Annotated in this window: 13 protein-coding genes; 2 read left to right on the top strand and 11 right to left on the bottom strand. The window is 69.6% G+C overall.

Annotated features, from left to right (window positions below; genetic code table 11):
- From QQJ79_RS09335 to QQJ79_RS09310, 6 genes are all read right to left on the bottom strand, one after another.
- Positions 1 to 97: hypothetical protein (locus tag QQJ79_RS09335; RefSeq protein WP_284222378.1), on the bottom strand; the 97-nt coding region annotated here is incomplete at its 3' end.
- Positions 98 to 223: 126 nt separating this feature from the next.
- The gene (gene mmsB, locus QQJ79_RS09330; protein WP_284222653.1) at positions 224 to 1,201 is read right to left on the bottom strand and encodes a 3-hydroxyisobutyrate dehydrogenase; all 978 of its coding nucleotides are present in this window, start codon (positions 1,199 to 1,201) and stop codon (positions 224 to 226) included.
- Between the two features lie 4 nt (positions 1,202 to 1,205).
- Positions 1,206 to 1,973, bottom strand: a complete 768-nt coding sequence (locus QQJ79_RS09325; protein WP_284222651.1) for a class I SAM-dependent methyltransferase — start codon at positions 1,971 to 1,973, stop codon at positions 1,206 to 1,208.
- A 65-nt stretch (positions 1,974 to 2,038) separates the two neighbouring features.
- Positions 2,039 to 2,812 carry a class I SAM-dependent methyltransferase gene (locus QQJ79_RS09320; RefSeq protein WP_284222650.1) on the bottom strand — a complete coding sequence of 258 codons (774 nt, stop codon included), beginning with the start codon at positions 2,810 to 2,812 and terminating at the stop codon, positions 2,039 to 2,041.
- Between the two features lie 58 nt (positions 2,813 to 2,870).
- Positions 2,871 to 3,920 carry an enoyl-CoA hydratase/isomerase family protein gene (locus QQJ79_RS09315; protein ID WP_284222649.1) on the bottom strand — a complete coding sequence of 350 codons (1,050 nt, stop codon included), beginning with the start codon at positions 3,918 to 3,920 and terminating at the stop codon, positions 2,871 to 2,873.
- A 24-nt stretch (positions 3,921 to 3,944) separates the two neighbouring features.
- Entirely contained in the window at positions 3,945 to 5,084 is a 1,140-nt protein-coding gene (locus QQJ79_RS09310) for an isobutyryl-CoA dehydrogenase (RefSeq protein ID WP_284222648.1), read from the bottom strand.
- 286 nt (positions 5,085 to 5,370) lie between these two features.
- Between QQJ79_RS09310 and hemB the strand changes: the two genes are divergently transcribed.
- Positions 5,371 to 6,375 (top strand): porphobilinogen synthase, encoded by a 1,005-nt coding sequence (gene hemB, locus QQJ79_RS09305; protein WP_284222647.1) that lies wholly within the window; start codon positions 5,371 to 5,373, stop codon positions 6,373 to 6,375.
- A complete protein-coding gene (locus QQJ79_RS09300; protein WP_284222646.1) occupies positions 6,372 to 6,701 on the top strand; it encodes an MmcQ/YjbR family DNA-binding protein in 330 nt (109 codons plus the stop codon). Before hemB ends, QQJ79_RS09300 begins: the two co-directional genes overlap by 4 nt.
- On the opposite strand, the gene QQJ79_RS09295 is transcribed toward QQJ79_RS09300, so the two are convergent.
- The 5 genes from QQJ79_RS09295 to tmk are packed head-to-tail and all read right to left on the bottom strand — an operon-like array spanning position 6,698 to position 10,980.
- Positions 6,698 to 7,771 carry an alpha/beta fold hydrolase gene (locus QQJ79_RS09295; RefSeq protein ID WP_284222645.1) on the bottom strand — a complete coding sequence of 358 codons (1,074 nt, stop codon included), beginning with the start codon at positions 7,769 to 7,771 and terminating at the stop codon, positions 6,698 to 6,700. The genes QQJ79_RS09300 and QQJ79_RS09295 overlap by 4 nt on opposite strands.
- Positions 7,768 to 8,595: an MBL fold metallo-hydrolase gene (locus tag QQJ79_RS09290; RefSeq protein WP_284222644.1), complete on the bottom strand. Its 828-nt coding sequence runs from the start codon at positions 8,593 to 8,595 to the stop codon at positions 7,768 to 7,770. Before QQJ79_RS09290 ends, QQJ79_RS09295 begins: the two co-directional genes overlap by 4 nt.
- The gene (locus tag QQJ79_RS09285) at positions 8,592 to 9,380 is read right to left on the bottom strand and encodes a TatD family hydrolase (protein ID WP_284222643.1); all 789 of its coding nucleotides are present in this window, start codon (positions 9,378 to 9,380) and stop codon (positions 8,592 to 8,594) included. Before QQJ79_RS09285 ends, QQJ79_RS09290 begins: the two co-directional genes overlap by 4 nt.
- Positions 9,377 to 10,357, bottom strand: a complete 981-nt coding sequence (locus QQJ79_RS09280) for a DNA polymerase III subunit delta' (protein ID WP_284222642.1) — start codon at positions 10,355 to 10,357, stop codon at positions 9,377 to 9,379. Before QQJ79_RS09280 ends, QQJ79_RS09285 begins: the two co-directional genes overlap by 4 nt.
- Complete coding sequence (gene tmk / locus QQJ79_RS09275; RefSeq protein WP_284222652.1) at positions 10,354 to 10,980, bottom strand: dTMP kinase; 627 nt, start codon at positions 10,978 to 10,980, stop codon at positions 10,354 to 10,356. Before tmk ends, QQJ79_RS09280 begins: the two co-directional genes overlap by 4 nt.
- Positions 10,981 to 10,983: the final 3 nt, after the last annotated feature.

The raw sequence follows: 10,983 nt of genomic DNA, 5'->3' as shown, positions 1-10,983 counted from the left end.
CGCCGCGCACGCGCTTCAGGTCGGCGAAGACGCGATAGCGCCCCTCGCTCTTGACCTGCTCCACGGCAGTCTGGAAGGCGGCCTTGTAGTCGTACAACGCGTCAGCTCTACCGGTGGCGAAAACTTGCCCGGTGATGCGCCGATCGGGTCGATTTGTCCATGAAACGCACCGGACAAAACGCCGCAAACCCTTAATTGATAACGGTTCTCAAGAACCCGACCTTCACCCCTTCGGCAGATCGTCCAGCTTGCCGCGCAGCATCTGCAGGATGGCGGAGAAGTCCCGACCGCCATAGCCTAGCCCGTCGAACATCTGGAACAGGGCCTCCGTCTGCGCCCCCAGCGGCGTCGAGGCTCCCGACTTGGCCGCCGCATCCTGGGCCAGCTTCAGGTCCTTCAGCATCATGGCCGTGGCGAAGCCGCCGTCATAGTTGCGGTTCGACGGCGCCGTCGGCACCGGGCCCGGCCACGGATAGTAGGTGGTCGTCGACCAGCTCTGGCCCGATGACTTGGCGACGATGTCGAACATCTTCGCCGGGTCGAGGCCCAGCTTCTCGGCCAGGCCGATGGCCTCGCAGGTGCCCAGCATGGTGATGCCGAGGATCATGTTGTTGCAGATCTTGGCCGCCTGCCCCGCCCCGTGGTCGCCGGCGCGGAAGGTCGCCCGGCTCATCGGCTCCAGCGCCGCCTCGATGCGGGCGAAGTCGGGCTCGTCGCAGCCGACCATGAAGGCCAGGGTCCCGGCGTCCGCGGCCATGGTCCCGCCCGACACCGGCGCGTCGGCGAAGGCGTAGCCGGCGTCCTTGGCCAGCGCCGCCACCTTGCGCGCCGTGTCGACGTCGATGGTCGAGCAGTCGAGCAGCAGGGCCGAGGTCGGCGCCGCGCCGATGATCTGCTCCGAAAACACCTTCAGCACATGCGGTCCGGCGGGCAGCATGGTGATGATCACATCGGCGTCCCTGACCGCCTCGGCGACCGAACCGACCGGCGTACAGCCTGCGGCGGCGGCGCGGTCCAGGGCGGCCTGCGCCAGGTCGAAGGCGGCGACGGCGTGGCCGGCCTTCGCCTGGTTGGCGGCCATGCCTCCGCCCATGTTGCCGAGGCCGATGAAGGCGATCTTGTGGGTCATGGCGTCGTCTCCCGATGAACTGGCGGGAGGGTTAGCCGCTCGCCCGCCCTCTCGCCAGCACCCGACGCGAATTTGCTCAGCCGGGCTTCCGGAATCTCAACATGAACTGGCTGGTGCGACCGCGGATGGATCCGTCGAAGACGCTGGCCGTCAGGGGATCGGCGGCGTTGGCCAGGATGTCGCTCTCGCCGTCCAGCACGAAGCCGGCGGCGAGAACCTCGCGCTTGACCGCCTCGATATCGATCCGGTGGACCGTGTCGGCGGCGGTCAGGGGCGCGCCGGCCGCGGCATGGTGGTCGATGACGACATAGAGCCCGCCCGGCTTCAGGGCCCGGAAGACCGCCGCATTGACGCGGGACGCCGTGTCGGCCGGGGCGATGTTCAGATGCAGGTCGTGATAATTCTGGGCGGTGAAGACCAGATCCAGCCCCGTGGGGAAGTCCGGCGCGACCATCGATGAGCGGATGGCGTCCACGTTCGGCAGGGCGTCGACGGTCGTCAGGGCTTCGCCATAGCTGGCCTGGAAGGCGATGAACTCGGCCGGCTGCCAGGCGGTGACCCGGCCTTCCGGCCCCACAGCGGCGGAAAAGATCCGCGTGAAATAGCCGCCCCCGATGATCATGTCGGCGATCTTCTGCCCCGGCCTGACCCGCGCGAAGGCCAGGGTTTCCGCCGCGTGGCGCGCCTCGTCGCGGGCGCGGTCGTCGGCGGGCCGCGAGGGCGCGGCCAGCACGGCGGCGTAGTCCGCCGGCGTCGGCGCGGGCGACGCGCCCAATCCGCCCATACAGCCCAGGGACGACAGGCTCATCACCGCCACGGCGGCCAGAATGACGGAACGGCGCATGATCAATCCTCCCATGGCGCCGCACGGGCGCTGACGGCGCAGGCTAGACCGAACCCCGGTCGGCGTCAGCCCGGTTTGCGGAACCGGTAGACGAACCGGTCCGAGCGGCCGCGAATGCTTGCATCGAAGACGCTCAGGCTATGATCGTCCGCCGGCGTCCGCACGGCGTTTGTCTCGCCGTCGAAGACGAAGCCCGCAGCCTCGACCTGACGCCGCAGTTCGGCCGCCTCGATACGATGCAGCGTGCCGGCCACGCCGATCCCCGCGCCGTCCGCCGCCTGATGATCGAGGATGACATAGAGGCCGCCGGGCTTCAGGGCCGCGAAGACCGCCGCATTCATCGCCGCCACGTTCACGCCGAACCGGGGGATGACGAAATCGTGGTACTCCTCGCCCATGAAGACGACGTCCAGAGGACGGTCGAACGCCATGGTCTCGAGGGCCCCGGTCACCCGGCTGACATTCGGATAGGTCGCGGCCATGGTGTCGGCGAAGGCGTTCTCGCGCGCCGCCGTCTGATTGGGCACGAAGGCGTAGACGTGGCCCTCGGGGCCGACGACCGGGGCGAACAGGCGGGTGAAATAGCCCTCTTCCGGGCGGATGTCCGCGATCGCCTGTCCGGGCTCCAGCCGCGCGAAGGCCAGCATGTCGGCGGGCTTGCGCAGTGGATCGCGCGCGACCTCCTCGGGCAGACGACGGGTATCGGCGATTGCGGCGGCATGAACGGCCTCGAAATTCGGCCGCCTGTCGTTGGAGGAAACGACGACCTCGTCGCCGCCCGTCGCGCAGCCGCCCAGGGCCGCCGAGGCCGCCAGCACCAATCCCAAAGCCCTGATCATGACCAACCTCCCGCTTGCGGCCGCCACCTATGCCCCGGACCGGAAGGGATGCAAGACCTCAGGTCAGCGGCGTCCACTCCTGTCCCGCCGGCAGGGGCGCGAACAGGCGGTCGAGATCGGCCTCGCTGACGCCGGCCAGATCGGCGGGCGACCAGTTCGGCGTATTGTCCTTGTCCACCACCACGGCCCGGACGCCTTCCTGGAAGTCATGGGTCCGCACCACCCGGCCGCCGAGCCGGTACTCCAGCGCCATATTGTCGGCGAACGACGGCATGGCCGCGCCCAGCCGCAATTGCCGCAGGGTGACTTTCAGGGACTGCGGCGACTTGGTCTTCAGCGTCGCCAGCTGGGCCAGAGCCCATTCCGATCCGTCCGCCTCCAGCGCGGCGAAGATGTCCTCGACCGTGTCGAAGGCGAACAGCCGGCCGATAGCCTCGCGGAGTTCTGTGGTGGGCGCGGGACCGGCGGCTTCTGCGAAACTGGCGGCGACAGCCTGCGGATTGTCCGGATGGGCCAACAGCGCCGCCTTGAGCGCCTCAATCCGCCCCGCGGGCACGAAATGGCTGTGGATGCCCAGCGCCACCGTATCCGCCGCCTTCAGCCGCGCCCCGGTCAGGGCCAGCCAGACCCCGGTCTGGCCCGGGAGCCGCGGCAGGAACCAGCCGCCGCCGACGTCGGGGAACAGGCCGATGCCGGTCTCGGGCATGGCGTAGGTGGTGCGTTCGGTGGCGATGCGGACGGCAGCCGGCTCGCTGATGCCCACGCCGCCGCCCATGACGATGCCGTCGACGATCGCCGTGAGCGGCTTTGGATATTCGAACATCAGATGGTTCAGCCGGTATTCGACCTTGAAGAAGGCCCTGGCCTCCGACGCATCCCCTGCCCCGCTCTCGGCGATCATGCGGATGTCGCCGCCGGCGCAGAAGCCGCGCTCGCCGGCATGGTCGATCAGCACCGAATGCACGGCGTCGTCCGCGCGCCAGGCCAGAAGAGCATCGGTCATCGCCTCGCACATGGCGCGGTTCAGCGCGTGCAGCGCCTTCGGCCGGTTCAGGGTGATGCGGCCCACGCCGGATTCGACGCGGGTCAGGACTTCGGACTCACTCATGGCGCCGCTCGTAAGGGCCGGACGCTATTGCCGCAACATCTCCCGCGCCGTGATCACCCGCATGATCTCGTTCGTGCCTTCAAGAATCCGGTGCACCCGCAAATCCCGCACGATCCGCTCCAGCGGATAGTCCTTCAGATAGCCGTAGCCGCCGTGCAGCTGCAGGGCTTCGTCTGCGATCTGGAAACAGGCGTCGGTGGTCATGCGCTTGGCCATGGCGCACCATTTGGTCTTCTCGGGATGGTTGGTGTCGATGGCCCAGGCGCCGCGCAGCACCATCAGCCGGCAGGCCTCCAGCTGGGTCGCCATGTCGGCCAGCTTGAACTGGGTATTCTGGAAGTCCGACAAGGGCTTGCCAAACTGTTTGCGCGTCGTGACGTAGGCTTGGGTCGTCTCCAGCGCCAGCCGGGCGCCGCCCAGCGAGCAGGCGGCGATGTTCAGCCGGCCGCCGTCCAGACCCATCATGGCGTAGCGGAATCCGTCGCCCTCCTTGCCCAGCAGATTGGCCGCCGGGATGCGGCAGTCGTCGAAGGCGACGATGGCCGTGGGCTGGCTGTTCCAGCCCATCTTCTTCTCCTGCGCCCCGAAGCTCAGGCCGGGCGCGTCCTTCCCGACCACGAAGGTCGAGATGCCTCTGGGCCCGTCGGCGCCGGTGCGGGCCATGACGACATAGACATCCGATGTTCCCGCCCCCGAGATGAAGGCCTTGGAGCCGTTCAGCACCCAGTGGTCGCCGTCGCGTTTCGCCGTGGCGCGCAGGCCCGCCGCGTCCGAGCCGGAGCCCGGCTCGGTCAGGCAGTAGCTGGCGATCTTCTCCATGGTCGTCAGCGACGGGACATAGCGGCCGCGCAGGTCGTCGGACCCGAATTTGTCGATCATCCACGTCGCCATGTTGTGGATCGAGATGAAGGCCGCCGTGGAGACGTCGCCGCGCGACAGTTCCTCGAAGATCAGCGCCGCCTCGACCCTGCCCAGGGCCATGCCGCCGTGTTCCTCGCCGGTATAGATGCCGCAGAAGCCCATCTCGGCCGCGTGTTTCATCACATCGACGGGGAAATGTTTGGTCTCGTCCCATTCAGCGCTGTGCGGGGCCAGTTCGGCCTCGGCGAACTGCCGGGCCGCGTCCTGGATGGCGCGCTGGTCGTCGTTGAGGGCGAAGTCCATGAAAGCTCCCGTCTGGTCGGCGGCCTCTGCCGGACCGTTCGCCGTGCTTCTATCCAACCCCTCGCGCGGCGTCACCCTCGCGCCGGTCTGCGACCGATTCTGACGCCGCACCGTGCCAGACTGCGCGGATGATCAGCTTCCCTTCCACACGGTCCGCACTATCCGGACGCATCGGACGCATCGGACGCTTCGGACGGTGTTTTTCGCGTCCGATCCGTCCGCTTTGGACTCTCTGGACTCTCTGGACCCTGTTTTCCCGAGCGCTCAACCCGCCTATGACCCCTGCATGACCCAGCCGTTCGCCCCCGCCGCCTTTCCCTACGCCCGCCCGCGCCGCCTGCGCAGCAGCCCGTGGGTGCGCCGGCTCGTCGCCGAGACAACGCTGACCCCCGCCGATCTTGTGTGGCCGCTGATCGTCCACGACGGCGCCGAGGACCGCGTCCCGGTCGCCTCCATGCCGGGCGTCTTCCGCCTGTCGCCCAGGGCCGCCGCCGCCGCCGCGGTCGAGGCGCGCGACCTCGGCATTCCCGCCGTGGCCCTGTTCCCCAATGTCGACGCCGCCCTCAAGGACGCCGTCGGCACGGGCGCCACCGACCCCGACGGCCTGATCCCGGCCTGCATCAGGGCCATCAAGGACGCTGCCCCCGAGATCGGCGTCATCACCGACGTGGCCCTCGACTGCTACACCGACCACGGCCACGACGGCGTGGTCGAGGACGGCCGCATCCTCAATGACGCCAGCCTCGAGCGCCTGGCCGAACAGGCCTTCATCCACGCCCACGCCGGCGCCGATGTGGTCGCCCCTTCGGACATGATGGACGGCCGGGTCCAGGCCATCCGCGAGGCGCTGGAGGCCAACAGCTTCCACGACGTGCTGATCCTGTCCTACGCCGCCAAATACGCCTCGGCCTTCTACGGCCCCTATCGCGACGCCGTGGGCTCCGCGAAGGCCCTGACCGGCGACAAGAAGACCTACCAGATGGACTACGCCAATTCCGACGAGGCCCTGCGCGAGGTGGCCATGGATATCGCCGAGGGCGCCGACGCCGTCATGGTCAAGCCGGGAATGCTGTATCTCGATATTGTTCAGCGGGTTAGCGAGACTTTCAAACTTCCCACCTTCGCCTATCAGGTGTCCGGCGAATACGCGATGATGCGGGCCGCCATGGCCAATGGCTGGCTCGAGGAGGACCGCGCCATCCTCGAATCCCTGCACGCCTTCAAACGCGCCGGCTGCGCCGGGGTGCTGACCTATTTCGCTCCGCAGGCGGCGAGGTTGCTGGGGGGATGACCCTCGACGACTTCACGCGCGTCGCCCTCAGCCTGCCCGAGGCGGTCGGGGGCGCGCACATGGGTCGAACCGACTTCCGGGTCGGAAAACGCATCTTCGCCAGCCTGCATCCGGACCGGGACGCCGGCATGGTTCTGCTGAAGCCCGACGAACAGGCCATGCTGGTCGAGGCCGAACCGGCCATCTTTGCCCCTGTCCCCGGCGGCTGGGGCAAGAGCGGCGCCACCCTGGTGTTCGTGGCCGGGGCGGATGAGGCGACCCTGCGCGACGCCCTGATCCGGGCGTGGCGTCACCGCGCCCCGCCCTCGGCGATCGCGGCGCTCTAGCGTTCCGACCGGGCCAGCAGGTCGATCAGATCGGCCGTCCAGAACGACGCCCAGGTATGGGTCCCGTGGCCCTTGCCGCCGGGGCTGTTGGGGATCAGGCGATAGCGGACCCCGGCGATCCGGGGCACGAACTGCTCGGCCAGGCCCAGCTCGGGCGGGTTGATGAAGTCGTCGGCCGAGTTGATCCAGGTCATCGGGGCGGTGATCCGCTCCAGCCCCGCCGAGGGATCGTAGTCGAAGGAGGCGTTGACCTGGTACCAGAGGTCATTGGCGTCCAGCGCCGGGATGCGCCGCGCCTGCTGCGCCGCCAGCCATTCATCGACGGCCGCCGGCGTCGGCAGGTCCTGCTGCATGGCCATCGGGGCCGAGCCCGCCAGCAGCAGCAGATCGACCGCCGTGCGCAGTCCCTCGACCGGCTGGGCGGCATAGTCCCCGCCGGCCCAGGCCGGATCGCTGCGGATCGCGTCCTTGAGCATGGTCCGCCACAGCCGGTTGCGGCCGACGATGGCGGTCGGCTGGCAGGCCATGGGCATCAGGGCCCCGGCGAAGTCCGGATGGGTCTCGGCCCAGACGAAGATGTGCATACAGCCCATCGAGGTGCCCATCATCAGCCGCACCCGGTCCACGCCCAGACCGTCGACGAGCAGCCGCCGCTGGGCCTCCACCATGTCAGCGTAGCCGTATTCCGGGAACCGCGCCCTCTGCCCGTCTGACGGCTTCGACGAGCCGCCGTGGCCGAGGTTGTCGGGCATGACGATGTAATAGCGCGCAATGTCCAGCGGCTGACCGGGGCCGAACAGTTCGCCCGCGAACTGCGGCGACAGGAACTGCGCGCCCGTCCCGCCGGTGCCGTGCAGCAGCAGGACCGCGTTCTCGACCCGCCCGTCAGCGCCCCGGCGCGGCTGTCCGAGGGTCCGGTAGTGCATCCGCAACTCCGGCAGCGATTGGCCGGAGGCCAGGCTGAAGCCGGCCGTGGAGAAATCGCCCTCGACCGGCGCCGGCTGGGCGGCCGCGGCCGATGACAACAGCAGGGCGGCGAGGCCGCAGGCGAGGGGCAGAAGACGTTTCATCGGGGCGCTCCGGTCTCTAGCGAAAGCCGCGCTGTCCAACCGTCGTAGGCGACGTCGACGTTGGCGGGCACGGCGGCCTTCAGGGCGTTGTAGTCCAGATCGAGGTGCAGATTGGTCAGGACGGCGCGTTTCACGCCCGACCGGGCGATCCAGTCCAGGGTCTTGTCGACATGGGCGTGGGTCGGATGCGGCGCCCACCTCAGGGCGTCTACGATCCACAGGTCGCAACCCCGCACCGCCTCGACCGCCGCCTCGTCGAGATCGGACACGTCGCTGGAATAGGCCACGGGACCGATGCGATAGCCGACCGAGCGGATCGGGCCATGGGCCTGGTCGAAGGTCACGACCGGGACCGCCCCGCCCGCGCCCTCGATCGACCAGGCCTCGCCATGCGGCGGGATCAGCCGGTCGTCGAGGATGGCCGGATAGCCCTCCACGCTTTCGAAGATGTAGCGGAACCGTTCGTAGAGGGCGGCGTAGGTGGCAGCATCCATCCAGGCCGGGAGACGTCGGCGGGCCCCCAGGGCGAAGACCCGCAGGTCGTCGATGCCGTGGGTCTGGTCGGCGTGGTCGTGAGTGTACAGCACCGCGTCGATATGACGGACGTCCGCGGCCAGCATCTGGGCCCGCAGGTCGGGCGAGGTGTCGATCAGCACGCTGGTCACGCCGTCCGCCCCGTGGCGACGGACCAGAAGGGAGCAGCGGGTGCGACGGTTCTTCGGCTCCGCCGGATCGCAGTCGCCCCAGTCGCCGTCCCCGCGTGGCACGCCGCCGGACGAGCCGCAGCCGAGAATCACGACCTCCAGCTCGCCTGGCTTGATCATGCGCCCTCCGGCCTCGGGATGCGATCGAACAGGGCGAAGAAGGCGTCGGTCGTGCGCGCCTCCGCCTCCTCCCGGCTCCAGCCGCGGATCTCGGCCAGCTTGTCGAGGACGTGAATCACGTACGCGGGCTCGTTGCGCCGTCCCCGGTGCGGCATGGGCGCCAGATAGGGGCAGTCGGTCTCGACGATGATCCGCTCGGCCGGCATGGCGGCGACGATCTCCCGCACCTCGTTCGCCGCCTTGAAGGTGGCGATGCCGGAGACAGAGAACCAAGCCCCCAACTCAGCCGCCTTTTCCGCCAGTTCCGGACCGCTGGTGTAGCAATGCATCAGGAAGCGGAACGGCCCTTCGGCCTGTTCCTCGGCCAGAATCCCGGCCATGACGTCGTCGGCCTCGCGCGTGTGCACGACCAGCGGCAGGCCGGTCCGGCGCGCGGCGTGGATATGGGTCCGGAACACCGCCGCCTGCACGTCCCTCGGGCTGAGGTCGTAGTGGAAGTCCAGTCCGCACTCGCCGATCCCGACCACCCGGGGCCGCGCCGCCAGTTCGATCAGCCGGCCGACGGTCAGATCGGCGTGATCCTTCGCCTCGTGCGGATGGGCGCCGACGGTGCACCAGATGTCGTCATGGGCCATGGCGAGACCATGGGTGGCCTCAAAGGTGGACAGCTTGTCGGAGATCTCGACCATCAGCCCGACGCCGGCCTCGCGGGCCCGGGCGATGACCGCGTCGCGGTCTTCGTCGAACTGGGGCGCGTGCAGATTGACGTGGCTGTCGATGATCATCCGCCGCCCGCCTTGACGCGTTGCAGGTCGGCGAGCGCCCCGGCCAGCACATCGCCCCGATCCAGATTGATGGCGGCGGTCCGGTCGGGAAGCTCGGACAGACGCGACCACAGCTCGGCCCAACGCGCGCCGGACGCCCCCTCCTCCACCGCCCGCACCTTCACGGCGGCGGCGAGCCGGTCCATCAGGGTCTCGAACCGCTCCTGCCCCTCGGCGCCGCGGAATTTGTCGGCGACCGCCAGCGCCTCGGCGCGATCCACCGTCGCCGCCGAGACCCAGGCCTGGGCCAGCTGGTCCGCCTCGAGGGTCGCGCCGGAGGCCAGGGCCAGCGCCCGCCCCGGCGAGCCGCCCGCCATGTCGGCGATCCGCGCCGCCTCGGCCGAGGTCACGCCGGTCTGGTCGCGCACCAGTTCCTCCAGCGCATGCAGCGGCCAGACCGGGAAGGCCAGGCGGCGACAGCGCGAGCGGATCGTCGCCAGCAACCGCCCCGGGGCATGGGTGACGAGGAACAGCACGCCGCGCTCCGGCGGTTCCTCAAGAACCTTCAGCAAGGCGTTGGCGGCGTTCAGGTTCAGGTCGTCGGCGGCATCGATGATGGCCACGCGATAGCGCGCCTGGGACGGGCTCTTGGAAAAGAATTCGGGCAGCTCGCGGGCCTGGTCGACCGAGATCGACTTCTTCGTCTTGCCGCCCTCGATCGCCCGCTCGAGCACCAGCAGGTCGGGATGGGAGCGGGCCGTGACCAGCCGCGCCACCGGGTCGTCCGGGCTGGCCCCCAGAGGCCCGCGCGACGGGTCCGGCGCGGCGCCCAGCAGGCGGCGCGCGGCGCGAAAGGCGAAGGTCGCCTTGCCCGACCCCTCGGGACCGCAAAGCAGCCAGGCGTGATGCAGCCGGTCCTTGCCGAAGGCGTCGAGGAAGGCCGCTTCCGCCGCCGCATCGGGGACCAGGTCGAATCGGTCGCGGGCGTGTTCGCTCACGGCCACCGCGCCTCGACCGCCGCCCAGACCCGGGCCGCGACCGTATCCTGATCGCCGTCGGCGTCGATGATCCTGCAGCGCTCCGGATGCGCGGCCGCGATCGCGAGAAAGCCCATGCGCAGCCGCTCATGGAACTCCAGTCCCTTGGACTCGAACCGGGTCTCGAACAGGCCGCGGCCGAAGGCCCGCTCCAGCCCGACCTCGACCGGCAGGTCGAAGATCAGGGTCAGGTCCGGCTGGGTCGCCCCGACGATGGCCGCGTCCAGCGCCTCGATGAATTCCGCCGGCGTCCCGCCCCCCACGCCCTGGTAGGCTCGGCTGGAGTCGGCGAAGCGATCGCAGACGACCCAGCGACCGGCTTCCAGCGCCGGCCGGATGGTGCGCTCCAGATGGTCGGACCGGGCGGCGAACATCAGCAGGGTCTCGGTCACCGGCGACCAGCGCCCGGCGTCGCCGTTCAGGGCGATGGCGCGGATGTCCTCGGCCCCGGGCGAACCACCCGGCTCACGGGTCTGGACGACCTCCAGGTCGCGCGCGCGCAGCCGTTCGACCAGCCGCGCCGCCTGGGTCGACTTGCCGGTCCCCTCGCCGCCTTCGAACGTAATGAATCTGCCCTGGGTCACCGG

Origin of the sequence: Brevundimonas denitrificans (genome assembly GCF_030160755.1) — a bacterium.
Lineage (GTDB): Bacteria > Pseudomonadota > Alphaproteobacteria > Caulobacterales > Caulobacteraceae > Brevundimonas > Brevundimonas denitrificans.
The sequence above is the reverse complement of the archived record's forward strand: the minus strand, read 5'-3'. Positions and strand labels throughout refer to the sequence as shown.